The organism is Photobacterium kishitanii (assembly GCF_003026355.1).
Classification (GTDB): Bacteria; Pseudomonadota; Gammaproteobacteria; order Enterobacterales; family Vibrionaceae; genus Photobacterium; species Photobacterium kishitanii.
The window spans coordinates 1-25,166 of sequence record NZ_PYON01000012.1 but is presented as its reverse complement, the minus strand read 5'-3'; the positions used below and the strand labels follow the sequence as shown (position 1 = coordinate 25,166).

Annotated in this window: 26 protein-coding genes; 10 read left to right on the top strand and 16 right to left on the bottom strand. The window is 36.3% G+C overall.

What is annotated here, in order from left to right; genetic code table 11:
* The first annotated feature begins 119 nt into the window (after positions 1-119).
* Positions 120-1,010 (top strand): phosphotransferase, encoded by an 891-nt coding sequence (locus C0W29_RS14195; RefSeq protein ID WP_045044773.1) that lies wholly within the window; start codon positions 120-122, stop codon positions 1,008-1,010.
* Between the two features lie 96 nt (positions 1,011-1,106).
* Entirely contained in the window at positions 1,107-1,802 is a 696-nt protein-coding gene (locus tag C0W29_RS14190; RefSeq protein WP_052671602.1) for a putative ATP-dependent zinc protease, read from the top strand.
* An 82-nt stretch (positions 1,803-1,884) separates the two neighbouring features.
* On the opposite strand, the gene C0W29_RS14185 is transcribed toward C0W29_RS14190, so the two are convergent.
* From C0W29_RS14185 to C0W29_RS14165, 5 genes are all read right to left on the bottom strand, one after another.
* Positions 1,885-2,709 carry a DUF2797 domain-containing protein gene (locus C0W29_RS14185; protein ID WP_201257794.1) on the bottom strand — a complete coding sequence of 275 codons (825 nt, stop codon included), beginning with the start codon at positions 2,707-2,709 and terminating at the stop codon, positions 1,885-1,887.
* 382 nt (positions 2,710-3,091) lie between these two features.
* Positions 3,092-4,033: an amino acid ABC transporter permease gene (locus C0W29_RS14180; RefSeq protein ID WP_045044772.1), complete on the bottom strand. Its 942-nt coding sequence runs from the start codon at positions 4,031-4,033 to the stop codon at positions 3,092-3,094.
* A gap of 2 nt (positions 4,034-4,035) precedes the next feature.
* A complete protein-coding gene (locus C0W29_RS14175) occupies positions 4,036-4,851 on the bottom strand; it encodes a transporter substrate-binding domain-containing protein (RefSeq protein WP_045041328.1) in 816 nt (271 codons plus the stop codon).
* A gap of 28 nt (positions 4,852-4,879) precedes the next feature.
* Positions 4,880-5,680 carry an amino acid ABC transporter permease gene (locus C0W29_RS14170; protein ID WP_036790478.1) on the bottom strand — a complete coding sequence of 267 codons (801 nt, stop codon included), beginning with the start codon at positions 5,678-5,680 and terminating at the stop codon, positions 4,880-4,882.
* 10 nt (positions 5,681-5,690) lie between these two features.
* Positions 5,691-6,428, bottom strand: a complete 738-nt coding sequence (locus tag C0W29_RS14165; protein WP_045041326.1) for an amino acid ABC transporter ATP-binding protein — start codon at positions 6,426-6,428, stop codon at positions 5,691-5,693.
* A 451-nt stretch (positions 6,429-6,879) separates the two neighbouring features.
* Here C0W29_RS14165 and aroG point away from each other — a divergent pair, with 451 nt between their 5' ends.
* The gene (gene aroG, locus C0W29_RS14160; protein ID WP_045041474.1) at positions 6,880-7,932 is read left to right on the top strand and encodes a 3-deoxy-7-phosphoheptulonate synthase AroG; all 1,053 of its coding nucleotides are present in this window, start codon (positions 6,880-6,882) and stop codon (positions 7,930-7,932) included.
* A gap of 73 nt (positions 7,933-8,005) precedes the next feature.
* On the opposite strand, the gene C0W29_RS14155 is transcribed toward aroG, so the two are convergent.
* Positions 8,006-8,188, bottom strand: a complete 183-nt coding sequence (locus C0W29_RS14155) for a hypothetical protein (protein WP_045041325.1) — start codon at positions 8,186-8,188, stop codon at positions 8,006-8,008.
* Positions 8,189-8,441: 253 nt separating this feature from the next.
* On the opposite strand from C0W29_RS14155, the gene C0W29_RS14150 reads away from it, so the two are divergent.
* Positions 8,442-8,936, top strand: coding sequence for a hypothetical protein (locus tag C0W29_RS14150; protein ID WP_045044771.1), 495 nt, complete (start codon positions 8,442-8,444; stop codon positions 8,934-8,936).
* A gap of 12 nt (positions 8,937-8,948) precedes the next feature.
* Here C0W29_RS14150 and C0W29_RS14145 read toward each other — a convergent pair whose 3' ends face one another.
* Together C0W29_RS14145 and C0W29_RS14140 are read right to left on the bottom strand one after the other, a co-directional pair.
* Positions 8,949-9,620 (bottom strand): hypothetical protein, encoded by a 672-nt coding sequence (locus tag C0W29_RS14145; protein ID WP_045044770.1) that lies wholly within the window; start codon positions 9,618-9,620, stop codon positions 8,949-8,951.
* Positions 9,601-10,362: a hypothetical protein gene (locus tag C0W29_RS14140; RefSeq protein WP_146146373.1), complete on the bottom strand. Its 762-nt coding sequence runs from the start codon at positions 10,360-10,362 to the stop codon at positions 9,601-9,603. The genes C0W29_RS14145 and C0W29_RS14140 overlap by 20 nt, the downstream gene beginning before the upstream one ends.
* A gap of 199 nt (positions 10,363-10,561) precedes the next feature.
* Here C0W29_RS14140 and C0W29_RS14135 point away from each other — a divergent pair, with 199 nt between their 5' ends.
* On the top strand, positions 10,562-10,882 hold the full coding sequence (locus tag C0W29_RS14135; protein ID WP_045041322.1) for a DUF1840 domain-containing protein: 321 nt from the start codon (positions 10,562-10,564) through the stop codon (positions 10,880-10,882).
* 20 nt (positions 10,883-10,902) lie between these two features.
* Here C0W29_RS14135 and C0W29_RS14130 read toward each other — a convergent pair whose 3' ends face one another.
* Complete coding sequence (locus C0W29_RS14130; RefSeq protein ID WP_045044768.1) at positions 10,903-11,520, bottom strand: DJ-1/PfpI family protein; 618 nt, start codon at positions 11,518-11,520, stop codon at positions 10,903-10,905.
* 185 nt (positions 11,521-11,705) lie between these two features.
* On the opposite strand from C0W29_RS14130, the gene C0W29_RS14125 reads away from it, so the two are divergent.
* Together C0W29_RS14125 and C0W29_RS14120 are read left to right on the top strand one after the other, a co-directional pair.
* Positions 11,706-11,909: a DUF2986 domain-containing protein gene (locus tag C0W29_RS14125; RefSeq protein WP_045044767.1), complete on the top strand. Its 204-nt coding sequence runs from the start codon at positions 11,706-11,708 to the stop codon at positions 11,907-11,909.
* Between the two features lie 166 nt (positions 11,910-12,075).
* Positions 12,076-13,530: a DEAD/DEAH box helicase gene (locus C0W29_RS14120; RefSeq protein ID WP_045044766.1), complete on the top strand. Its 1,455-nt coding sequence runs from the start codon at positions 12,076-12,078 to the stop codon at positions 13,528-13,530.
* Positions 13,531-13,639: 109 nt separating this feature from the next.
* Here C0W29_RS14120 and C0W29_RS14115 read toward each other — a convergent pair whose 3' ends face one another.
* The gene (locus C0W29_RS14115) at positions 13,640-14,686 is read right to left on the bottom strand and encodes an endonuclease/exonuclease/phosphatase family protein (RefSeq protein ID WP_235869028.1); all 1,047 of its coding nucleotides are present in this window, start codon (positions 14,684-14,686) and stop codon (positions 13,640-13,642) included.
* Positions 14,687-14,807: 121 nt separating this feature from the next.
* Positions 14,808-15,422 carry a 3'-5' exonuclease gene (locus C0W29_RS14110; RefSeq protein WP_045044765.1) on the bottom strand — a complete coding sequence of 205 codons (615 nt, stop codon included), beginning with the start codon at positions 15,420-15,422 and terminating at the stop codon, positions 14,808-14,810.
* A 233-nt stretch (positions 15,423-15,655) separates the two neighbouring features.
* On the opposite strand from C0W29_RS14110, the gene mrdA reads away from it, so the two are divergent.
* On the top strand, positions 15,656-17,665 hold the full coding sequence (mrdA, locus tag C0W29_RS14105) for a penicillin-binding protein 2 (protein WP_045044764.1): 2,010 nt from the start codon (positions 15,656-15,658) through the stop codon (positions 17,663-17,665).
* 47 nt (positions 17,666-17,712) lie between these two features.
* Here mrdA and C0W29_RS14100 read toward each other — a convergent pair whose 3' ends face one another.
* From C0W29_RS14100 to C0W29_RS14090, 3 genes are all read right to left on the bottom strand, one after another.
* Positions 17,713-19,437, bottom strand: coding sequence for an ATP-binding protein (locus tag C0W29_RS14100; RefSeq protein WP_045044763.1), 1,725 nt, complete (start codon positions 19,435-19,437; stop codon positions 17,713-17,715).
* A gap of 1 nt (position 19,438) precedes the next feature.
* Positions 19,439-19,978: a heme NO-binding domain-containing protein gene (locus tag C0W29_RS14095; protein ID WP_045044762.1), complete on the bottom strand. Its 540-nt coding sequence runs from the start codon at positions 19,976-19,978 to the stop codon at positions 19,439-19,441.
* Between the two features lie 182 nt (positions 19,979-20,160).
* Positions 20,161-20,682 (bottom strand): hypothetical protein, encoded by a 522-nt coding sequence (locus C0W29_RS14090; RefSeq protein WP_045044761.1) that lies wholly within the window; start codon positions 20,680-20,682, stop codon positions 20,161-20,163.
* A gap of 243 nt (positions 20,683-20,925) precedes the next feature.
* On the opposite strand from C0W29_RS14090, the gene C0W29_RS14085 reads away from it, so the two are divergent.
* Both C0W29_RS14085 and C0W29_RS14080 read left to right on the top strand, forming a co-directional pair.
* A complete protein-coding gene (locus C0W29_RS14085) occupies positions 20,926-21,366 on the top strand; it encodes an Ivy family c-type lysozyme inhibitor (protein WP_045044760.1) in 441 nt (146 codons plus the stop codon).
* A gap of 231 nt (positions 21,367-21,597) precedes the next feature.
* A complete protein-coding gene (locus tag C0W29_RS14080) occupies positions 21,598-22,365 on the top strand; it encodes an alpha/beta fold hydrolase (RefSeq protein WP_045044759.1) in 768 nt (255 codons plus the stop codon).
* 142 nt (positions 22,366-22,507) lie between these two features.
* On the opposite strand, the gene C0W29_RS14075 is transcribed toward C0W29_RS14080, so the two are convergent.
* The gene (locus C0W29_RS14075) at positions 22,508-23,296 is read right to left on the bottom strand and encodes a phytanoyl-CoA dioxygenase family protein (RefSeq protein WP_045041313.1); all 789 of its coding nucleotides are present in this window, start codon (positions 23,294-23,296) and stop codon (positions 22,508-22,510) included.
* A gap of 334 nt (positions 23,297-23,630) precedes the next feature.
* Positions 23,631-24,932, bottom strand: coding sequence for a hypothetical protein (locus C0W29_RS14070; RefSeq protein ID WP_045044758.1), 1,302 nt, complete (start codon positions 24,930-24,932; stop codon positions 23,631-23,633).
* Positions 24,933-25,166: the final 234 nt, after the last annotated feature.

Here is a 25,166-nt window from a genome sequence, read left to right as displayed (position 1 = left end):
TGCTGTTATGATGCATTCTTAAAACATAAAACAACGAAAAGTCATGTAAAACCAATGATTTATTCCAAATAGGTATAAGCTGTTTGTTTGGTGTGACAATGATTATCAAGGTAGTAAATATGAATAAGCCCCAGCTGAAAACCATCGCCGAAAATGCGTTTATTGCAATGTTTCGTCGTAAAGCTGATGTGTGTGATATTCAGGAAACCTTTTATGGTTGGGTAGTTTTTCTTGCCTCAGGGAAGTCGAAAATTGTCGTTAAATTTTCGCGTGAAGTAGGCCGTATAGGAAAAGAAGTCGCAAGCTTAGAGCAGTTGCGTAAAATTGTGTCATGTCCTGTACCTGAGATTTATTTTTTTGGTAGAGAGGGTGGCTATGACTATATCGTTTTAGATTGGTTAGAAGGTGTATCTGCACACCAATTACCTGAAGATTCTAAAGCTGTGATGACATTTAGAGAAGATTATACTGATATTTTATTAGCGCTCCATGAGCACCAGCACCCACAAGGGTTTGAACTTTCAAACGGCGAATTTAGCCAAAATTTGGGCTCTGCATTTGATGATTGGATGGGTAGTGTATATCACTATTTAATGAGTGTTGGTTCACCATTTAGTACGGATCTTAAAGATAAATTTTCTGTGCTTTGGGAAGATAGAGCTAAAATATTAGCCCCGATTGCGCATGAATCATCATCTTTTGTTCATGATGATTGCCATATCGCTAATGTGCTATTTGATCCTACTACTTTTAAGGTTGCTGGCCTGTTAGAGCCTTGTGATAGTGGTTTCAAGCATCGAGAGCTTGATGTCATTCATTTATTTGATGTACGTAGTGATTTACATATTGCTGAGCGTTATCTTGAAAAAAGTCACTTAGATGATGGTTTTGAAGAACGCCGTCATTTTTTCAGTTTATGGGATGATGCTAAACATAGCCGTAATATGGGTTGGTATAATGAGCAGTGGCTAACAAATAAATTTTCATTATATGAGTCAGCAGTACAATAACGATGTCCTATGATGTCATATAATTATTTGGCATAACGTTAAACCTCGTATTATGGTTAGTTATGGCTTGTAGAAACGTAAGGGAAGATATAATTTATGAAGAAAACAGCAGTTGGTTTATTGGCCTTGTTTCTTTTTGGTTGTGCCCAACAGCCATCAATAAATGATAAATCACAATCGGTCGTTCCGGTAGCGAGTCCAGTCGTTAAACCATTAGAGTTTGCTCCTATGATGACGGCCGCAGAAATGAAAGCAGCCTCAAAAGCTCAAACTATTGCCGCTGAAAAAAAAGCACATAAAATAAAAGAGCAGGCTTTAGTTAAAACTGATGTGACAACCGATAAAATTACTGCTTCAACGGCATCTAAAAAGCTTACAAGTGTTCATAATAAATTAACGAAAACTAAAGATGGGATGTTAGTTTTAGGACACCATGAGTGGGTACTTGTATTATCTGGCACAAAACATATTTCTGCCTATGTTGATCCTGAGTCATCAACATCCCGAGTTGGTGTTAAAGATTTAGTTGAGTTTGAGCGTGATGGCGATAATTGGGTAAAGTTTATTTTCCAAGGTAAACAATACGAATATCCTGTAGAAGCTTGGTCGAAAGCTGATGATAAAACACGTTTACCGATGGTGTTATTACGAACCAAACTTGGTGATCGTAATGATGAAGTCGAATATCAACTGATTGATGGTGGTCATGGTGTTGTGTTAGGTGAGAATTTTATGCGTGATATTGCTGTACAAAACAGCCAACGTAAATATATTCAGCCAAGAGCTAAATAACGTCTACTCCAACTGAGCGATATAAGAAACGGCATTGATCTTATCAAAGATCAATGCCGTTTTTCGTTATAGATTATTACCTTTATTCAGCCACTATAATTTCATAGCTGCTAAATTTTCGAATGTTAATTACGCCAGTATCGAACAATAAATATTGGCCTTTGATACCTTCAAGAATGCCGCTGACGACCGGCTCTTTATCAAAATTGTGTGATGCTATTTTTGTTGGAAAGTGATCAACAGGATAATGAATATCGACAATATCATTATCTAAATACTCGATAGCATCTTCACCAAATTCAGCTGTTATCTCTGCAAGTCTTTGCTTTACTTCTGGTAGTAACAATTGAGCTTGTTGTTGTAAGTCAATATCGACATTATTACCTTTTAGCATGGTGCGCCAATTCGTTTTATCAGCAACCATTTCAGCTATCGCGACTTCAACTAAGCCTGAGATTTGGCGAGTTTTTACTTTTAATACTGCTAGCGCTTGGGTTGCACCTTGATCAATCCAGCGAGTAGGGAGCTGGGTATAGCGAGTAATACCGACTTTTAGTGCTGAGGTATTAGAAAGATAAACATAGTGAGGCACCATGCAGTTATCCTCTCCCCATTGCGGTTCGCGACAAGTCCCTTTCGCATAATGGCAAGTCTCTGGCTTCATGATACACATATCACAACTTGCGAGCTTTTTCATACAGGGAAAGCAGTGGCCTTGCGAATAACTCTTTTTCGTTTTTTTACCACATGAACAACAGAAGATATTGCCAGTATGGGTGAGAGTTAATTGTTTACCAATCAATGGATTCAAGTGGAGTTGTTGATCGCCAATTGGGAGGTAGTAATCTACCACTTCTCCAAGCGATGATTTCATTTTACTCAGTGTACCTTGCATGCTTGTGCTCACAGTTAAATTTTTGTTGTGAGTGTATCAGTGATTTGTATTAAGACCCAAATATCTTACGACGTACAATGCGTGTTTTTTAAACAGACAATCGGTAGCTATTTTCATACCGTTATATAAATATTCGCTATAATTAAATGAATATACATTGTTTGAAAGGGGGGGGGGGCATGAAAAATAAAATTAAAAGACTATTAATGGCCTATATAAAAATAGTCAGTAGTAAAAAGATGTTTAATATATATAAATGAATTCATCATTAGATACTAATTACGATGATTATATATTTGATAATTGTATTAATATAAAGCAGTCATAAAATATGAGATATGAAATACAATAAAACCCAAGAATAGTATTTATTCTTGGGTTTTATATGATTATTTTATCGTTGCTGTAAATACCTAGAACTATATTTTTCTAACTTTCTAAAAAGTAATGATAAGCTAAAGCATAATATAAAATATACTGCGCCAACGATGAGCCAAATTTCAAAAATAAAGCCGGATGAGTTAGCGATTTCTGAACCGGTAAATGTCATTTCTTGTATGGAGATCAATGAGATAATTGATGAGTCTTTTACAATAGAAATAAATTGTCCAGCTAGTGTTGGTACAATGGCAGCGAATGCTTGTGGGAATATCACGAATCGAAAACGGCTATATGTCGATAGTCCTAACGAATCCGCAGCTTCCCATTGTCCTTTACTAATTGTATCAATTCCAGATCGAATAATTTCGGCAATATAGGCAGCAGCAATGAGTCCGACACACAGAACACCTGAGAACAAATTTTCCCACAAATTATTATGTCCAAATAGGACTATTTGTAAGATATTTTCTTGGCCATCATAGTGGCGGAATAAATCACTTAATCCAAGTAATGGAATTAATTGATTGGAAATGAAAAAGTAAAAGATGAATACAAAAACTAGTGGCGGTATATTGCGTACTAGTTGAATATAGCTACTGGCAATCAGCTTGATTATTTTAAATGAGGAACGATGTGCTAGAGCAAGCAATAAACCAAATATTGCAGCAAAAATCATTCCCCATATACTGACACGAATAGTACTAATGATACCTTTTATAAAATAAGGTAGACCTCCATCGTGGCCGCAAGTAAATACGAGCTTAAGTGCTTGATGCCAATGCCAGTGATAGTGAATACCAATCGATGAACGATAAGCTAACCAGCCAATAAAGCAGCCAATAATGATGAGTAAAGTAACATCAAGTTTATTTAGCTTAAAATTAAAGCGACGTCCCACAGACGGGGGAGAACCCGCCTGTGGTGTATTGTTACATGACGTTTTAGCGACAGTCATTATTATTTAGTCTCGTTGACCTGATCTTGCCAGTTCATAGTTTTAAACCAGTACTGATAACGTTCATTTAACCAACCATCTTCAGTACGTACTTGAATCCAGTTATTTAAGAAATTTAGTAAGTTAAAATCACCCTGACGAATAGCAAATCCAGTCGCGTAACGTGTTAGTGGTTTTTTAAATGGCATAAATAAGCTGTCTGGATTTTTAAGGACCATTTGTTCTGGCGTTGGTGTCGAAGCCAGTGCAGCTTGAGCATTACCATTTAGGACTTCTTGGAAAGCTTGAGTCTCATCATCAAACTGGCGTAGTTTTGCTTTCGGGAACAGTTTACGAGCCGTTTGAACAGGGTAAGCACCACTACGAACGGCTATTGTTACACTGCGTTTGTTATAGTCTGCAATCGTGGTCATTTTTGATGCGAGTTTTTTGTTAGCAACCATCTGAACGGCAGAATAGGAATATGGATGAGTAAAAAGAACACTCATGTTACGTTCAGGTGTAATGGTTAAACCGCCGATAATGACATCAAATTTTTCTGCTAATAGTGCAGGAATAATTCCATCCCAAGCGGTTGGCACAAATTCAATTTTTAAACCAGCATCAGCGGCTAAGCGTTTAGCCACATCGACTTCAAAACCAATTAAATCACCTTGTTTATCGCGCATAGCCCAAGGAACAAATGTCGATAAACCGACTCGCAATGTGCCGCTTTCCTTTATTTGCTGTAGAGCATTATTATCGTCTGCCGCAAAGGCGTTGTTAGCCCCTAATAGGCAAGTAAAAACGGTAAGTAATACCGCAATAAAGCGTTTCATAGCTTTCTCCATCGATGTACGTATAAATTTAGTGATTAGGAATATTTAAGCGGCGTTCTAGCCAAATTGCTAATGCTGATAATGTTAAGGTTATGCAGAGATAGATTGCTGCCACAGTAAACCAAACTTCAAATGGCATCGCTGTGTCTGCAACAATATTTCGTCCTTCTGTCGTTAAATCAAATATAGCCATAATACTGACAATAGAAGAGTTTTTTACTAAAGACACCGCCTCATTTGTGAGTGGTGGGATAATTTTTCTAAACATCTGTGGAATAACAACAAATCGATAACTATCAATTTGAGATAATCCTAAGCTTTCTGCTGCCTCAAGTTGGCCGCGTGGGATTCCCTGTAATCCTGCTCGGAAGATTTCGGCACTATATGCACCTTGAAATAAGGATAAAGCAAGGATTGCCGTCGTTGTACGGTCAATGCCTAATACTGGACCAAAGACGAAATATAATAAGTAGATTTGCACGAGTAATGGTGTACTACGAATAACTTCAATATATCCGCGAGCAAGACTACGACCAACGATAGAATCTGACATGCGCAATAGCGCGGTAATAAAACCGATCACAACCGTACAGACTAAACTGATCCCTGATATTTTCAGAGTAACTATTAAGCCTTCAATTAATTCGCCTGGATACCATTGGCCATCTTCGTAAAACCACAGGTGTTCAGGAATACGATACCATTGCCAGTGATAATGCATTGCTTTTGCGCCGCTACTCAGTAGCCACATGATAATTGAAGCTACGCAAATCACTTGTAACGTGATAGCAATAAAATTAGGGATTCGAGATCGTGTATCTTGGGTCATTATTTTGATCTCAATAGCTAAGAATATTTTCGAGAAACTGTTGTGTACGCTGGTGCTGAGGGTGATCAAACAGTTGCGCTGGGGTTGCCATTTCAACAATCTCACCTTGATCCATAAACACAACCCGATCAGCGACTTGTCGTGCAAATCCCATTTCATGAGTTACACACACCATTGTTATGCCATCATCTGCAAGTTCTTTCATTACATCAAGGACTTCGCGGATCATTTCAGGATCAAGTGCTGATGTTGGCTCATCAAAGAGCAAAATATTAGGTTTCATACATAAGGAACGAGCGATTGCAACTCGTTGCTGTTGTCCTCCAGAAAGTTGCCCTGGAAATTTATCGGCTTGATGACCAATATGCACCCGTTCTAAAAAGTTACGAGCTAAACGTTCCGCATCAGCTTTTGACATTTTTAATGCTCGACGAGGTGCTAATGTAAGGTTATCTAAAACAGTCATATGCGGAAATAAATTGAAATGCTGAAACACCATGCCAACTTGACCTCGTATTGCATGAAGTTCTTTATTGTTTAATGAATGTCCAGCAACGGTGATTTCACCATGATTATATTTTTCCAAACCATTTATACAACGGATGAGTGTTGATTTTCCTGATCCTGATGGCCCACAAATGACTAGCCTTTCACCTTTTGCAATAGAAAGATTAATATTTTTTAATGCATGGTAATGGCCATACCATTTGTCAACGTTATTAAATGTGATTATATTTTTTTCAGACAATGTAGTATCCCTTAAATGTAATTGACATATCTTTGTATTTTCTTTATTTATGTTTTTTTATGATTAAAGAATACATAACTATCGAAATAATATATTGGTCATTATCAACATTATTTTTAACAATATATTGACCATACGTATACCTTTCAAAGCATTATAGCCTTTAGAGTAATTATTTCTTATAAGTATATTTTACAGGTTTTCTATTCTCTCGTGTAATGATTGTTTCGTGTTTTTAATATTTCCTGTTCATATATTGTTAGCTATACGCAGAATAACGCAATGTTTATAACTGAATGTCAGGATTCATTCAGATTTTGATGAAATAACAGTTTGCACTCTAAGTTTTTAAACGATAAGTTAAGTAAATGTATCAGATTAAAGATTATATGGTTACTTGTCTTTGCAGACTAATCACCATGTATTAAAAGGAATTATAGGGAATATGAGTATGCATAAGACGGATGATGTTCGAATTAATGAGATCAAAGAACTTTTACCACCGATTGCTGTGTTAGAGAAATTCCCTGCGTCGAATAAAGCAGCCGAAACTGTTTATGAATCACGTCAATCTATTCATAGCATTTTAAATGATGAAGATGATCGTTTATTGGTAATTGTTGGACCTTGTTCAATTCATGATCCTGTGGCTGCATTAGAGTATGGTAAGAAACTAAAACAATTACGAGATGAGTTGAAAGACGATCTTGAAATTGTAATGCGGGTTTACTTTGAAAAGCCACGTACAACCGTTGGCTGGAAAGGACTTATTAATGACCCGTATATGGACAATAGTTTTCAACTTAATGATGGCTTACGTATCGGACGAAAACTATTAGCGGATCTTACTGATTTAGGTTTGCCAACAGCAGGTGAATTTTTAGATATGATCACGCCTCAATATATGGGTGATCTTATCAGTTGGGGGGCGATTGGGGCTCGAACGACAGAATCACAAGTGCACCGTGAACTTGCATCAGGGCTTTCTTGTCCGGTTGGCTTTAAAAATGGTACTGATGGTAATATTAAAATTGCAACAGATGCTATTGGCTCAGCTAGCGCGCCCCATCATTTCTTATCTGTCACTAAATATGGTCATTCAGCGATTGTTGCAACCGCGGGTAATGAAGATTGTCATATTATATTACGTGGCGGTAAAGCACCAAATTATGGCGCTGATGACGTTAATAAAATTATGCAGCAGCTTGTTGACGCTGGTTTGCGTAATAAATTAATGATTGATTTCAGTCATGCTAATAGTTCAAAGCAGTATCAACGTCAGGTAGTGGTATCTGCGGATGTTGGTCAACAAATTGCTAATGGTAATAATGCTATTTTTGGCGTGATGATTGAAAGCCATTTAGTTGAAGGTCGTCAAGATATTGTTGATGGTGAAACACCAGTGTATGGACAAAGTATTACTGATGCCTGCATTGGTTGGGATGATACTGATAAAGTATTACGTCAACTTGCTAGTGATGTCAGAATCCGTCGTCAAAAATAGTTGGTTAATGCTTTAAATTGTCATGAAGTAAATAGATTACGAAAGCTCCTACCCATAATAAGTAGGAGCTTTTTTATTGGTGGTATCTATAGCCATCATTAAACTCGATATCAAAATGTTCACCATAGTTATGTTGATTGACTAAATGGTCATTAAAGGGGAATTGACAATAGATACAATAATTATGATGTAATCCATTAATAATAAAAGCCTCAAAAATATCATGAGTGTCAGCAATGAGCGTTTTTTTATTCATAATGACTCCAATGGGTTTATACCCAATAAGTAATATCATGAAAAGAAATAGTTACTTATATAAGTGTACTTACTATTGCCGTAGCTATGGAAATAAATAATCAAAGATGTATAGTAAATAGGACACTATTCGTTATTATTATTTACTAAGGATGCTATTATTTTTTGATTAATTTGTTAATAATTGGTTGAGTAACTTTGTGTTTATTTAAGACAGTGTTAATTGTCTTTGATTGTTGGTTAAGGAGAAGGTGATGCGTAGCCTAAAATGGAAATTAATGGTACATAGCATGCTAGTGTTTAGTTTTCTATCTAGTGTGTGTTTTAATTTTGCTTATGCTTACGATATAAATTCAGCATCATCAAGTGTGATTACATCAACACAAGCATACATTGATCATCAAACAAAAGTTTTACAGCCTGAGCAAAATATTGTGTATCACCCCACATTAGGTTATATGGATTATCAGCAAATTTGGTGCAATGATGATCAGTTATCGATAATGAGCAAGTATCAACATTTTATTAATCATGTGTGTTTAGAAAGGGGAGGAATTTTAACCAAAAATTGGTGTGCTCTTTCTGATACGAGGCAACCGCTTTTTTATACTTTTATAGCTAATTATGATTCGAGCTGTCGTGGTAATCAAGCTACTATCGTACATATTACTGAAATGATGCCTAATACAAACAATGATGCCAATATAGCTAGAGAATGGATGAAAGTAGCTCAAAGTTTAGGTTTTTAATTAATAGTTGAATTAAGTGTTAAACCATTGATTAAATAATTGTTGGCTGATGATTTGGTCAAGATTATATTTTACTGATGTTGTATGTGGTGTATTTTTAGTAAAAGCGGTTGGAGGAACTAAAATATTACGACCATCATAAACGATACTGCAATTTTCTTTTATATCAATAACTACTTTATAGTGTTTTGCTCGTATTTTAGGGAGGGTGAATGTACCATTATCAGCGACAACAAAAGTGAGTGACTTAGGATATTCGTTAAGTATTTTTGTGGCGTATTCTTTTGTGAAGTTTTTAATTAAAACTCTATTGTTATAAAGTAATGAGAAATTAATAATAGGGTCTTTTACTTTTCCGTTTATTAATAATGGCGTTAGTTTTGTATAAAATTCAGGTGATGAGATGTTAATTTCATTATTATCATCAAGTAATAATTTATTAATATCATTTGTCATCGCAGCATTTAATCTTTCAAGTGTTTTTAGTTGCGTATCAATAGTATTGCAAGGTTGCTTTTCGTCATTAAGAGTGCGTTTTATCGCCAAGTTATTAGTTGCTATGACTAAATCTTTTTGTAAATAACTATCGAAAACTTGCTTATTATAATTAGATGCAAAATACCCATTGAGTTGCAGCATTGTATCCCATAAATTTGGAACATGTTTATCGAAAATGGTGTTCACTTGTTGTTGGTACTTTGGCAATTAATTCTGCATTATTGTAATAAATACAAGCATGGGTCGATGGAAAAGTAACCTGTTGGTAAGATCCTAAGTATTTTGAACAATTAACGGTACTATGTGCTTTATATTTAAACTTGATCTCCGAAATTAGGTCGAAGATAAGGCTATCATTTAACTGAAGTTTACTTAGATCATCTGTTAGATTTCGACGCAGTTTCGTATAATAATTTTGCTTTTCTTTTATAGCACTTTTTATCATCGCAACATTTTCAATATGTTGTTTTTCATCCATTTTCATAATTGATAAGCGCGTAGTTATTGATGCTATTGCTTGTTGGTAATAATTTAGCTTATTGTTGATATCTGTTTGAAGTTTTCTTTTCAAATTATTCACTTCAATCATGTTGTTTTTATATATTAAGGCACTATTATTCAGTGAGTTAATAAAAACATCAGAATCACTAATATGGGCCTGATTGAATAGATAAATTAGATTGTTAATGTCTTCAAGATAATGTGGATTAGATAACCAATCAGAGTTAATTAATGTTCTAGATGAATTTTTAAGATTTGTGAAATCTAATGGTATGTTAAAAGGGCTGCAGGTATCCGTAATAATGAATCCTTGTTGCTCTTGGGATGAAATAATTTCTGGTTTAATGTTAAATGAAGAGTAATCAATATGACTATCTTTATCACAGCCTGTAATTATACATAATAAAAGAAGAGAAAAATTACTCAAGATGTTCATTATAAGAATGTTACATTTACCTAGACAATGATTTAATTGTACCAGTATCATTTTCATATACAAGGGTGTGCTTAATATATATTGCTGTTTATGCATAATTATTGATGTAATGCGATATTAATGTAATGAAAAGTGGTTGTGTGGTTAAATATGTAAATGGTAAGTCAATATTAAAAGATTGGAGATAGTGATGTTAGTAACATTCAGTAGTAAAGATCATGGCAATATAACTATGTTTGGTGATATGGCTCAGTCATTAATTACCATGATGGGGTTTACCACCAAGGTACCTGGAGCAATAAGAGCTGAAGATGTTGCTCGTGCCCTTGTGAATTTAGAAAAAAATATAGAATTAGCACAACAACAGCAAATTTCTCATCAAGACAAGCAACAAGCTATTGATGATGAGGATGAAAAAGAACCAGAAATTGGTATTGCTGTTCGTGCAGTGCCTTTGATTGACTTGCTCAAGTCGGCTATCGCAGCAAAAAGTTATGTGATGTGGGAGTAGGGTTCTTTATATTGGCTCAATTATTTTATTAAATGCAATGGTGCAAAAGGATCATCATTAGGATCATTTAACCATAAGTATTCAGTGTCAGCTGCAATACGACGAGCGATAGCATCACCGTGTTGATGACCAATAATGGCAAGCGACATGTCAATACTTGCAGAGCAACCTGATGCTGTAAATATGTTGTTACTATGCACCCAGCGAGCAGAGGTTTGCCATTGAATGTCGCGACCGAATTGGCTTACCCAGTCAAGATGTTTTTGCATCGTCGTTGCTTTGCCATTGCTAAGTAGGCCAGCGTTGGCAAGTAAAGCCGCACCTGTAGAAGTAGAGCATATAATATTTTGTTGCGGTGCTACTTTTTTTAACCATGTTAAAATTGTTTCATTGTGAGTGGCAAACCTAACGCCAACACCACCAGGAACAATCAAAATACCAGGCGAAATTGTGTCATTGAAACTTAGCATGGGTTGAAGACTTATTCCTTGAGTGCTTGTAACGTGTTGACCGTCTATCGTGATAATTTGTAATTGATAATGTTCGGGTAATAAACCAAACATATTTAGCGGGCCTAATGCATCAAGAAGTTCAAATTGCTCAAAAAGTAATACAGTTACAGTTTGTCGTTCGGCCATTGTATATACCTTAATAATGAATTTGATGTTATTAGTAATAGTCGAATTAGTTATGTTTGATTGTGTTGTAGATGATAATTGGGCTTTTATAATTGCATTATGAGGATAATGCTTGTTATTCAGCTGCGAATGATTACAATCAGCCCCCTGTTTAAAAATGGCTCAAAATATCAACTGACACGATTATGAATAGAAAGAAAAAAATTAACGAAACGCTAAAAAAGAGAATGAAGAAGGCGAATGCTAAGCTTAATAAAAGCACTAAGCCTCGTTATATTTCTAAAGCAGAACGTGCCAAGCTTGATGCAGAAGCCGCACTGGTTGCTGAGACTACAGATGTTGTATCTGATGCTATTACCGACGTTGAGACTGAGTCTGACGCTAAATAATAGTAAAAAAAATATCCACTTTATATCTTAAACAGAAATATGATTTTGGTCGTTTTTCTGTTTTTTCGCATCATGCCTATGAATATTTATAGGACGATTGCCTGCTTATCAGTAGATGAGCAATCTACTACGCTATTATGCGTTTAATTTATACAAGAGAGATGCTATGAGTTTTGCCTCTTTAGGCCTATCCGCCCCAATTCTTGAAGCCGTTGCTAAGCAAGGCTACGAAAAACCATCCCCAATTCAAGCGCAAGCAATTCCGGCTATTCTGGAAGGCAAGGATGTCATGGCGGCGGCACAAACGGGTACAGGCAAAACAGCAGGTTTTACATTGCCGCTACTAGAAAAATTATCTGGTGGCCGACCTGCTCGTTCAAATCATATTCGTGCACTTATCTTAACTCCTACGCGTGAGCTTGCAGCTCAAGTTGGTGAGAATGTTGCAAAATATAGCAAAAATTTGCCAATTAATTCAGCAGTTGTATTTGGTGGTGTGAAAGCCAATCCACAAATGGTTCGTTTACGTCAAGGTGCTGATGTTTTAGTTGCCACGCCTGGTCGTTTGATGGATTTACACAGCCAGAATGCGGTTAAATTCCGTGATGTTGAAATTTTAGTGTTGGATGAAGCTGACCGTATGTTAGATATGGGCTTTATTCGTGATATTCGTAAAATTTTAGCGTTATTACCAAAGCAGCGCCAAAATTTACTATTTTCAGCGACGTTCTCTGATGACATTCGTGCGCTTGCTAAAGGCTTAGTTAATAATCCTGTAGAGATTGATGTTAATCCACGCAACCAAACTGCACCGACGGTTAAACAGTGGATTTTCCCTGTTGATCAAAAGAAAAAAGCAAATTTATTAACAAAACTGTTAAATGAGCGTAATTGGAAGCAAGTGTTAGTGTTTACTAAAACTAAACATGGTGCTAACCGATTAGCGACTCACTTAGAAAGCCGTGGTATTTCAGCGGCTGCGATTCACGGTAATAAGAGCCAAGGCGCACGTACAAAAGCGCTTGCTAATTTTAAATCAGGCGAAGTTCGTGTACTTGTTGCAACGGATATTGCAGCGCGTGGTTTAGATATTGAACAATTACCGCAAGTGGTTAACTTTGAATTACCGCATGTTGCTGAAGATTACGTGCACCGTATCGGACGTACCGGTCGTGCTGGATGTGTGGGTGAAGCGATTTCATTAGTTTGTGCTGATGAATTTGGTGATCTAATTGCGATTGAACGTATGACTAAGCAAATCTTAGAGCGTGAAATCGTTGAAGGTTTTGAACCATCGATTAAGCTACCAGCGTCGAAGCTAGATACGCGTCCATTAGTGGCTAAAAAGCCTAAGAAACCGCAATCATTTACAGCTAATGGTGAAAAGCGTCCACGTTCTAATGGTAAGCCAACGACTCGTCGTAAACCAACAGCACGTAGTGATGATGCTCCACGCGCGGAAGGTGCTAAGCCTGCACGCAAGCCTCGTCCTACTGATGCAAAGCCTAAAGCAACGGACGGTAAGCCGTCTCGCCGTTACAATGATGAAAAGCCGAAGGCCGATGGCCGTCGTAGTGCTCCTCAGCGTAATCGTAAGCCTGCTGCTGCAGCAGTAAATTAAAGTTGCGATTGTAGCTTTATGTAAGCAGACTTAATAAACCTGTTTGATAAATAACCAGCGTATGATGATTGTTCATTAGCGCTGGTTTTTTTTACTAAAATTTTTGTGATTAGTTTCTTAGTGATAATGTCACACATGGGATTGCATGATCGGTACTGTAACCATCTTCGTCAAAACTACTGTTAACTAAATGCTTATCTTCGGTATGATAATCACTGACTTCAAACAATGAACCTAGGTATTGGGCATTAAACTCTTGTGATAATAAAATATAATCGAGTACAGAGGTTTTACTACCAAAATAATGAGTAGGTGAGCGAAGCAATGACACTTGTTCGGTATTTTGGGTAAATAAATCCCAACTATCATAAAGACGGTAATAGCCAATTAAACGCTTAATATCACTGTCTGACATTCCAAAAACATTTCCTGCTATCAGTTGTTCTAAGCATGAGCTTGAGAGTTCATCATTGAAATCCCCCATTAGTAACATAGGGCGCGTGCTTGATTCCCGTTGTTTTAGAATTGCCAATAATAATAAATTAGCTTCTGTACCACGTAGCATCGCCGATCCCCAACTGCCTAAACGTTGGCCTGCAAAACGAGATAATGCTGTCTCTGACGGAACGATAGTATCGGGAAGTGGATCATCAAATAATGAACGTTTTGATTTAAAATGCGTTACATAGCAATCAGTTAAACCAATATGTGGAATATCAATAGTGGCGCGTAATGGTTGACGGCTAAAATGAAATTCAGATAAACCTAATAATGAGGCTGCTTGTTGATCTGCAGAGACTGATGCTATTTCAACGATAGGAAATTTGGATGCTATAGCGACGACAGGACTTCGATAGATGAAATCATCAATAATCGTTGGCGTGTCAACAACGGCATAATAAGGATACCCCGCACTTTCAAGTAATGTTTGTAGGCTTTCGCTACTAAATACTTCTTGAAAACCAATAATATCAGGTTGATTTTTAGTGAGAAAGCGCGTGATCCATGCTTGTTTCTTATGCCATTGCTCAATAGTGTAAATATTCTGAAAATCATAATAAGCCATGGGCGGCTCAAGATAATTTAATAAGTTAAAACTGGCAATTTTAACGGTAGGCAATGGCACTTCATAAGAAGGCTGATTAATGTTTGGCACACTACACTCTCAGTAAATATAGCCGAAGTGTATAACTTGGGCTTTATGATTACGCTAAATTATTGATATGCAGCATACCAGAGTGGCTCATTAATAACAGTGATGCTTTATTGTAACCAAACTAACTAAATAATTTATTGATATTCGCTTTAGGTGTTTTAGCAAATTTTTGCATTAATGAAAATGGTACATCGCTAATGCCATATTGCTGCTTCATATCATCAATCATTGCTAGCCATAAACGTGCTGTCATTTCGGAGTCCGCTAATGCTCGGTGAAATATGCCGTCATGGTGAATATGTTTGTATTCCACTAAAGTGCCAAGTTTATGGTTAGGAGCATGTTGATATAAACGTCGAGCAATAAGCATTGAACATGCAAACTGATCGCTATATTTTCGGCCTATCAATTTAAGTTCAGCATCAAGAAAACGCTGATCAAAAGATGCATTGTGAGCGACAAGATTAGCATCACCAATAAAATCAGCAAATTCGGCCATAACGTCTTCACAACAAGGGGCTGTGCGAAGCATATTATTATTGATGCCAGTATAGTTTTCGATAAAACTACTGATACGAAAGCCTGGGTTCATCAGTTGTTGGAAATGTGCTACAACATGACCATCTTCAAGTTTTACCGCACCAATTTCTATCGCGCGATCACCTTGTGCTGGTGAAAGGCCTGTGGTTTCAAAGTCGAGCACAATAACGCTATTTGCAGAACGAGAATTAATCATTTTTAAATCTTTAGCTTTAAGAAGAGCAGTATTGTAGCGTTATCCATTCAGTTGTAAATCGAAGACAATCAATTTTATTTGACTTTTAATGATGAAATTAGCATCAAATACATGCAGATTTATTATGTTTTAAATCTCTACAACAGATTATATTCCCATAAAGAATCAATACAGTGTTATTATTTATCCATTAGCGAACTCTCTCCTTTGATTACGAGCCTATTTACCGTTCTATGAAAAAACACCGCCAGCGTCAGATTCGCGATCATGAGCAAGAAAATGCTTTGTTTGGTCGTCGAGCCATTCAAGCATTTATTGGTATTATTATTTTAACCTGTGTGTTAATTGCTAACCTTTATCATTTACAAGTACAAGATTATGGTGAATATAAAGAACGCTCTAATCGCAATAGTATTAAACTGCTCCCAGTTGCGCCTAATCGTGGCCGTATTTATGATCGTAATGGGGTGATATTAGCGGACAATATTCCTGTTTGTTCGTTAGAAATAATCCCAGATAAAGTACAAAATTTACCACAGGTGTTAATTAAACTTCAGAAGCTATTGGGTATATCTGATCAAGATATTGCTGCGTTTAATAAAGCTAAATTACAAACACAAGCGTTTAAGCCTGTAACGTTAATTTCGCAGATGAATAATAAACAGGTTGCAGTATTTTCAGTTAATGAATTTGAATATCCAGGAGTTAATATTGATGCATATCTTGAGCGTTATTATCCTTACGGTGCATCGTTAACTCACTTGCTAGGTTATGTAGGTAAAATTAATGATCGTGATATTGCAGCTCTAAAAAAGAGTGGTAAATACGAGAATTATAAAGCGACCCGTACTATCGGTAAGTTGGGCATTGAGCATTATTATGAAGATCTGCTGCACGGTAAAACGGGCTATGAAACAGTTGAAGTAAATAGTCATGGCCGCGTTGTACGGACGTTATCTTATGTTCCGCCAGTAGCTGGTAAAGATTTAAAACTAACCATAGATATTAATCTACAACTTTATGCGCAAAAACTGCTGACATTACAGCAGAAAGATCCCACTACGGGTTTAATGGTAACTAAAGTGCGTCGTGGTGCTATTGTTGCTATGAATCCTAAGAATGGGGCGATTTTAGCGATGGTTTCAAGCCCTAGTTATAATCCCAATTTATTTGTTAATGGTATTTCATCTAAAGCTTATGCTGCGTTATTAAATGATCCCGCACATCCATTAATTAATCGTGCCACATTAGGTTTATATCCACCAGGTTCAACCGTCAAACCTGAACTTGCGGCTGCAGGATTAACAACTGGGGTGATTACGGTGAATACTATACGTAATGATCATGGCTGGTGGCGAATTCCTAATAGTAAAAGTCGAAAATTTCGAGATGATAGAGTACAGGGCTTTGCTAATGTCGATATCTATAAAGCGATTGAAGACTCCGTGAATACCTATTTTTACCAAGTAGCATATGGCTTAGGTATTGATCGACTGTCAATGTGGATGACAAAATTTGGTTATGGTCAACACTCTGGAATTGATATAAACGAAGATTCAACAGGAAATATGCCGACTCGAGCATGGAAAATGGCACGTTTTCATCGGCCATGGATGCAGGGTGATACCATACCGTTAGGCATTGGTCAGGGCTATTGGACCGCAACACCAATACAGATAGCGAAAGCAACCTCTGTGGTTGCAGAAGGCGGTATTGAGCATCGACCTCATTTATTGAAAGATATTATTGATGGGAAAACGCAACAACCCGTCACGTTTGCTAATTTTAAGCCGTTATCATCGGTTCCTCAAAAAGATTGGGCGATCATTAAAAAGGGCATGGAATTAGTTGTTGAAAAAGGAACTGCCAGTAAAATATTCCAACATATGAAGTTTCAAGTCGCGGGTAAAACGGGAACGAGTCAGGTGTATTCATTGACAGATACTGAGCATTACAATGCTAATGAAGTTACAGAACACTTTAAAGATCATGCATTATTTACAGGTTTTGCGCCTGCGGATGATCCAAGTATTTTAGTGACTGTGGTACTCGAACATGGCGGTTGGGGTTGGCATGCAGCACCATTTGCACGTGATATTATGGAGTATGTATTGCTGAAGCCGACATTACGCCCTCAAGCTGATGAGTTAGTACAACAACCGTCGCCATCACTTGCTGATTTAACTAAGATGTCCCCAGTGGCGACTACTACCGGCACACCTGCACCTGCGAAAGCGGATTAGACTAGAGATATTATTGCCGTGATGCCGATGTTTGGCTCACGGCTTGTTTATGATGCATTACACCATGAATTGAGCATCGCAAGTAATTCGGATGCCATGTAGGGCTTACATAAAATATCGTCCATACCAGCATTGATACAAGCTTCACGTTCGGCGCTAGTAGTACCTGCGGTTAAGGCAATAATGGGCTTAGTGAATTTTTGTTTACGTAACGCTTTAGTAGCACAATAGCCGTCCATGATTGGCATGCGACAATCCATAAAGACAATATCAAATGGCTGCTCGGCGATGATATCTAACGCTGCTTGGCCATTATCAACGATAGTGACATCGATTTTATGTTTTTGAAGCATTAATTGAATGATCATTTGATTGGTTTTTAAATCTTCAACAACCAAAATCTTTAACTTTTGTAATGCCTCATGACTAGCAGGGGTATGGGTTGAAAGCGTTTCATCAATCGTACTAATCGTTAATGGGAGCGATACTGAAAAAGTAGTGCCAATATTTTGTTCACTCACTAAGGTAATCTTACCGTTCATTTGCTCGCAGAGCTGTTTACAAATCGCGAGACCTAACCCCGTTCCTTCATGGCTGCGTTTACTGGATATATCGATCTGACTAAATGGTTTAAATAATTTATGTTGTTGTTGTTGCTCTATACCGCAACCACTGTCTTTTATAGTAAAAAGAAGGCAATTGTTTTCCCAACTGAATTTAGCATGCACAAACCCTTGCTGAGTGAATTTTATCGCATTAGCGATGAGATTGACGTAAATTTGTTTGAGGCGATCTTCATCAGCACGAATGGAACGTGGAATATCAGCACTATATTCAATATTAAAATCCAATCGCTTTTCTAGCGCACAGTGAGAAAATATATCTCTTAGTTTTATCACTAATAAATGGCTATCAAATGGTTTTTCTATTAACTCTAACATTCCAGCATTTATTTTACTGTAATCCAGTAAGTCATTTATTATTGCCCGAAGTAGTTCTCCTGAATGATTTAAGGTCGTGAGTAATTTAGTTTGATTAGGGTTTAATGGCGTATCTTGTAAAAGCTCTGCGGAGCCTAATAACCCGTTGAGAGGTGTACGTAATTCATGGTTAATCATGGCTAAAAAATCGCGGGTTGATTGTTCTGAATCTTCTGCGCGCTGGCGAGCGTGAATTGCTTGGCTGAGCGTAATTTGACGTCCAATTGCCGATCTAAATAACTCACAAAATAAAGCTAAACGCTGCTGAATAACATTAATACTTTTTTTAGGACTTGATATTTTTGCCGCAAAATAGCCAACAATACCACGACTATTGATGAGTGCTATCCAATAAAGGTTAGTGCTGGAATCCCATAATGATAGTTTATTTGGAAGATCTGCTGGTGGTTGCCATGTTTGTTGTCTTCCGCTGCAATACTCACCACTAATAGTAATGTTTTCAATTGGCATGATGGAGATATAGCATGCGCTAATATAGACACCATCAACTAAACTATCGATTAACTGTTGAATATTACTGCGAGAAGGGGGCTGTTTTAAAAATAGCCTCGCATATGTTAAGAGTAAATTTTCAATTTTGGTTTGGTACGTGAGCTGTTCTGAATTTAATTCTGCCTGTAATTGCAGTTTTTTTAATGATGTTTCTAATATGCTATTAGTGGTAAAAAGTTCGCGACTTTTAATTTCTAATAATTTCTCAGCCATAATACGAGAAGCATGTTCTCGCTCTAATTTATGTTCTAATAACATAATATGGCGCTTAGCATCCATGTTAGTCACCAGTAAGTGTTAATGAAAATCTGACATGGCTCTGGGCTGTATTCATTGGCTGCATTGTGATTGTTAGTGATTGATTAAAATAATCAGCACAGCCCTCCAATAGCCCCATACACACATAGCCCATACAGCGGGCCGAATGATAATCCATCGTCATTGTTGATTGTGTTTTATTACTAAATATAAATTTAGGAGGCGTTGCATCAGGGTAGAGTTTTTTAACTTCAAGGTGAATATGTTGTTCGACTTTTTCTATAAAACTAAAAGTATTATCAGTCTTAATGTCTAAAATTGGCAGTGAGTTTAATAATGCAGGAAAGGCTAAACGTCCGTAGGTTTGTTGAAGCTGTGACGTAGGAATATTAGTGATACGGCTTAAGCCCATAATCAGTTTAATAAGCTGTCGGTGATCATAGCTGCCAACAGCAGTGTAAATACCACTATCGTTAGCATCATCGAGCATTTGCTGACTAACGTCTAAACCGAACTTCGATTCTACAATTGTAATAAACTCGGTAAAAATGATTCCTTTCATATCAACCCTTATCCTATTAATTTATTTATACTGCAATTGAGTGCCGCTATAAATGAAATTATATTAGTAATTATGGCAGAGTTTATTAAGGCGTCAAAAAGGAGCAGCAGTGAGGTTGTGTTTTTGAAATATAGGGACTGAAAATGTCGAGATGCAATAATATTACACCTCGATAATCAATCTTATTTTTGCAGTATTACTGTTGTGGATATTTGTTGAGCAACATTTAATAAATATTGTTCCATATCCTGCATTAGTTGAGTTTGATTTGGCAGAGGGAGTGCATGTATATCACTGACTAAGGACACTTTTTTGTCATCATTTATATCAGTATAAATCATCCCCGTTGCCGCAGGTTTACTGTTGTAAAAACCCACATAGAGTTGTGCATTTGCATCCACTTCAAACATAATTTGAGTTAGGTATTCTACAATAGCCTGTTGTTCTTTTTCTTGTTGCCAATAGCTTGAATACACTAACGCATAGCGAATAGTAAGAGGGTGGCAATCTACAGGGTAAAACGTGAGCGATGATTCAGTCGGAGAGGTAATAGAGTCAATAATTTTTGCAGAGAGTTCTGAGTGTGCAAGTTGATACAGATATAAACCTTTTTCACTTAATGGGGTTGGAAATTCAGCATCGGTAACATGGCTAGCCATCCACGCGTTTTTTAAAGTAATCAGTTTTTCTGTAATTAGTTGCATATCATCACTTCTTTTATTGAATTATCAACACCATAACCTAAATTACCTTAATAAGGTATGCTATTTGATTATTTTTGATGAAAACATTCGCTATTTTGTGTTGTAGCTGAATGAAACATGTACCAATAGCATCTTGCTTATGTTTTAAGGTATAAAGTAATAGTTGTTATATGTTGTTTGGTTATATGATGTTGATTACTTATATTTTAATTATAAACCTAACTTTTGGGTATAAGAATCAGAATGAAAAAATTGTTGTTAGTGGCTGCGATCAGCGTCATGTTGGTTGGATGTAATAGTTCCCATACAGCGTTATCTCAGACGAGTAGCAATGCCAATGCTGCCGCTTCGAATGCGGTTCAATCGATAGCTAGTGTTGAAAAGCAACTTCCTGATTGGATAAAAGACGATACAGTAACGTCACCATTAGAAGCGATTGTTATGGGTGGGCATACTTATGATGCAGTTTCTTTTTGTAAGCCACATGATTGTGCTAGCGATTTTATGATTACATTAACATCAGACGATAATCATAAATATTCCATGATTGTGCATGTTAAAGATGTACCAGATGCACTTAACACACCGAGTATTTATGCCTCTTATCAATATATAGGTCAGCCTGATCAGCAGGTGAAAAGTGTATTTACCCAAGCATTAAGCCAAAACCCAAACTGGCAATAAAATATTAATTTATTTTCAATAATTGAGTGTTCAACGTCAATGACATGAACACTCTTATTTTTAAGACTAACTTCGCGCTATTAATTTCTCAGTGACTCTTGTTGATATACAAGTAACATGGATTTGTTAGTGATTACACTTATATTCATTATTTAACTGCTTGTTAAGTTAATATATATTATGTATAAAAATGCGTACATGGAATGAATTAAGGTTAAATAGGAATGATGCATGTGTAATTTTAATGGTATCTACCATACTGATAGTGCACCAGATGATAACGATAAAAAGACGATTGTTTTTTTACATGGTTTCTTCATGGACTCTCGAATGTTTAAACATCAAGTTGAACATTTCCAATCTCAATATAGAGTAATTTGCTTCGATTTTAGAGGTTTTGGGCAAACTGAGTGGGATAATAAAGCATTTACATTAGATGATTTAGTCTGTGATGTAATAAATACATTAGCACATCTAGGTATTACTAAAATTATATTGGTTGGGATGTCAATGGGGGGATATGTTGCACAACGAATTGCACTAATAAAGCCTAATTTAGTCGATGCTTTAATTTTAATTGCGACTCAAGCTGCGAGTGATAATCCTGATACAATATCGTCGTATCATCAACTTAGAGATAATTGGAATAATGTCATTGCTCGAGAGCAAATCGTTAATACGTTATTACCTGTGATTATTGGTGATGATGAATATGAGCAAAGTAATTGGAAAAAAGTTTGGCTTTCTTATCAGCAAGAAAACATTTACCACCCAATGACAGCGATGACGACAAGAAATGCGATTGATGTTAGTCAAATAGAACAGCCTTGCTTAGTTATTCATGGTAAAGATGATGTTGGTATTCCTTTGCAAGCGGCTCAAATGCTCCATGACGCTTTATCTAACTCAACAATGGTCATTGTTGAAGGTGCATGCCATGCGGTTAACTTAACTCACCCAGTAGAAGTTAACGCAGCAATTAATCAATTTTTAAATTAACGTTGTCTAATTTTGGGCGTAAATTGCCTAAGGTGTTTTTGTTACGAATGAGTTAGCTATTCTGCTAACTCATATTTCTCCCATTATCCAACTTGCTGTTCTATGAATACCGCATCTGTATGCTAGTGCATTCAATCAGTTATTAAGAACATACCATCGACTTTAAGTGCAGTGTGTTCATGAATAATCTTGGGTCGGCAATATTATTCAGTATTGATTGAGTGGGTAAACAATCGTCATCGACATAGTCGACATAATCAGCCGCTGAATCAAAAATTAAAATATCCAGTGCTAAACGATCTAATCCGTATAGACCTCGGTGAATCATATCGGCTGAAAAAACCAACAAGTCGCCTGCAGCTAACGCAATCTGTTTGCCGCCGGAGATGCTATCGTTGCTTACTTTACCATTCACTTCTTGGCGAACATTGTATTCTTCTTCATTGTCCCATCGCTTGTGCGTCCCAGGTATGATCTCCATGCCTGGCTCATCAAATAAGGGCACGCGAAGGTGTAATACTTGCGTTTCTAGTATGACTTTCATTTGGTCTTCAATGTCGTAGTCATATTGACAGTCACGATGCCAGAAGTCTTTTTGTTGTGGGTTCACAGGGTTGAAGAACAGTTGCGTATTCATAAATGCAGGATTGTTCGGTATCACTGCATCGACCACTTCCATGATTTTTTTTGAGCTAATGAAGTTAAACAGGATTGTTCTATCGGTGATAGGTAAATATTCGCTTCCTGTAATTAAAGACGAGTTAAATGCTTCTTCTTGATAGAATTCTTCATTGTCTGCTTTCCACAATTCATGGAATTTTAATACCACTTTTCTAAGTAAGGAAATTTGAGCTTCATCGAAATAATTTCTGATAACAAAGTAACCATGTTCGTTATAACTGTTACTTAATTGCTGGCTGTTTTCTACCACTGGTGACCTTCACTCTTTTTGTACCGTTTACTGACTACGGCGTTCTTTGGCGCATAATGCCAGACAGACGTCATTCGACCAAGTAATTAATGAGGAAATAGCTAGAGATAAACGCACTAAGAAAGATATTGAGTTTATAGGTAAAGCCATGCTTAATTATCTAATAGATAAATTATAGACTTAGCATTGTATTAGTATGAAATACAAGGCGTATTACAATCGGAAACGATAATCATCTGTAATTATTTATATATGAATGATGAAATGAATAAAGGCTGAAAATGACCAACTCAGCCTTTATATTAGATATGATTAACTCATGATGAATAATGTTCTAATATTGGCAGACAGAAAATTGTTTTTTAAATTCAAAGTGTTCAATATCCTGATTTATTGCACCATGTACTACAGCTGGCTGGTTATCAAGAATAACATTATCAGTTAGGCAGACGCCATATGCATCATAAGTTGCAAGTAATAAACGAGCAAAAGCACCTTTCGATGTAACGTGATCTAATTTAAAGCTGCTTCCCTGTGATGCATGTTGAGCTGAAAAATTATCATCGCCAGTATATTCAAGCCAAACATAATCAAGCAGAATATTAGTATATGGGCTGCTATCAGTGTAACCCATAAACTGTGGCCCTCCAGCACTTGATGCAAAAGCAGGAACAACACCGTTTACTCGATCGCCACGACCAAATTTAACGTGATTTAATGTTATATTTTTTGCGCCACCATGCATTTGGCCCATAGTGCTATCAAAAAAGCCAATATTGTTGAAGGTTATATTTGATGAAAAACCTTGGAAATTATAAGCATAATTATAAGATTTTGATTTCACAGCTACCCATAGTCCTATTTTATAACCGACTCTGCTTAAATCTGCTTGAGTATTCTTTGTGTATATACGCCAGTTTCTATTCTGCGGTGCATCCAAAGCTTCTGGTGGAAGAGGGTTATCTTGTTTATCTATTCCCCAAGGCTCTTGCCCCTTATCAACGCTTAAAATAGTCGGATTATTTATATCGTTTGAAATTAACCGTAGATAACGTCCACTTGTCATCCCTTGATTGTATATTCGACCAATCTCAGGGAAACCATCTAATAATTTGATATCAATATAACCTTTGGCAACATTAGTAATTATGCCTTCTGACATGGTTTTTTCGGTTCTATAAAATGAAAGGTAACTAAATGTAATGTTTTTTGGGTAACTGCCAAATATAAATGATTGCCAATAAGCACTCTCATTTGCGTATAATTTAGTTGGGTTACGTTTATTGGTACTTCCTTGTATTTCTAAAATACGTGTACCATTAATAGCGCTACCTATCTGTATAATCCCCTGTTTACTTCCATGAGAATTCTTATCTAGGTAATAAGTGCCACCAGGTAAATGAAGAATAAGTTTCGTATTATCACTTTCTTTATTTAATGTTGTTATTGCATTATTAATCTGGTCGTATAAATTATTGGTAGTTATACTGTCTTTTAAATACATATTAATAATATTTGACTGCACATTATTAAGAGTGTTTTCGTTATTTTTTAATGGTGTCGCTTGAACCAAAGTGGGTAAAGGTAATAGCGATAAAGCAACAGCCATAGGTACAAACTTGATTTTCTTATACATAAATAACCTGATCATAATAAAATTATTACAGGAATATGATATATCTTGATTTTTATTTTGTAATACAATTCCATTAATAATGGAAAGAGCATCTAATATTTGCTTATTTTATTATTTTTATTCGGAATTTAATATTTCAATTTTATAAATTAAATACAATAGTTATATTTAATGGCTCATTTAATTTACAAATATTCATCTAGTTTAGAACAAATAATTAATATTATATATATT

Bases quoted from the DNA above. Each gene is read 5' to 3' on its own strand.
- C0W29_RS14195 (WP_045044773.1), top strand. From the start codon at position 120: ATGAATAAGCCCCAGCTGAAAACCATCGCCGAAAATGCGTTTATTGCA.
- C0W29_RS14135 (WP_045041322.1), top strand. From the start codon at position 10,562: ATGTTAGTAACATTCAGTAGTAAAGATCATGGCAATATAACTATGTTT.
- C0W29_RS14100 (WP_045044763.1), bottom strand. From the start codon at position 19,437: ATGGATGCTAAGCGCCATATTATGTTATTAGAACATAAATTAGAGCGA.
- C0W29_RS14090 (WP_045044761.1), bottom strand. From the start codon at position 20,682: ATGCAACTAATTACAGAAAAACTGATTACTTTAAAAAACGCGTGGATG.
- C0W29_RS14130 (WP_045044768.1), bottom strand. From the start codon at position 11,520: ATGGCCGAACGACAAACTGTAACTGTATTACTTTTTGAGCAATTTGAA.
- C0W29_RS14155 (WP_045041325.1), bottom strand. From the start codon at position 8,188: ATGAATAAAAAAACGCTCATTGCTGACACTCATGATATTTTTGAGGCT.
- C0W29_RS14180 (WP_045044772.1), bottom strand. From the start codon at position 4,033: ATGACTGTCGCTAAAACGTCATGTAACAATACACCACAGGCGGGTTCT.
- C0W29_RS14070 (WP_045044758.1), bottom strand. From the start codon at position 24,932: ATGTATAAGAAAATCAAGTTTGTACCTATGGCTGTTGCTTTATCGCTA.
- C0W29_RS14170 (WP_036790478.1), bottom strand. From the start codon at position 5,680: ATGACCCAAGATACACGATCTCGAATCCCTAATTTTATTGCTATCACG.
- C0W29_RS14120 (WP_045044766.1), top strand. From the start codon at position 12,076: ATGAGTTTTGCCTCTTTAGGCCTATCCGCCCCAATTCTTGAAGCCGTT.
- mrdA (WP_045044764.1), top strand. From the start codon at position 15,656: ATGAAAAAACACCGCCAGCGTCAGATTCGCGATCATGAGCAAGAAAAT.
- aroG (WP_045041474.1), top strand. From the start codon at position 6,880: ATGCATAAGACGGATGATGTTCGAATTAATGAGATCAAAGAACTTTTA.
- C0W29_RS14095 (WP_045044762.1), bottom strand. From the start codon at position 19,978: ATGAAAGGAATCATTTTTACCGAGTTTATTACAATTGTAGAATCGAAG.
- C0W29_RS14080 (WP_045044759.1), top strand. From the start codon at position 21,598: ATGTGTAATTTTAATGGTATCTACCATACTGATAGTGCACCAGATGAT.
- C0W29_RS14085 (WP_045044760.1), top strand. From the start codon at position 20,926: ATGAAAAAATTGTTGTTAGTGGCTGCGATCAGCGTCATGTTGGTTGGA.
- C0W29_RS14110 (WP_045044765.1), bottom strand. From the start codon at position 15,422: ATGATTAATTCTCGTTCTGCAAATAGCGTTATTGTGCTCGACTTTGAA.
- C0W29_RS14190 (WP_052671602.1), top strand. From the start codon at position 1,107: ATGAAGAAAACAGCAGTTGGTTTATTGGCCTTGTTTCTTTTTGGTTGT.
- C0W29_RS14150 (WP_045044771.1), top strand. From the start codon at position 8,442: ATGCGTAGCCTAAAATGGAAATTAATGGTACATAGCATGCTAGTGTTT.
- C0W29_RS14175 (WP_045041328.1), bottom strand. From the start codon at position 4,851: ATGAAACGCTTTATTGCGGTATTACTTACCGTTTTTACTTGCCTATTA.
- C0W29_RS14125 (WP_045044767.1), top strand. From the start codon at position 11,706: ATGAATAGAAAGAAAAAAATTAACGAAACGCTAAAAAAGAGAATGAAG.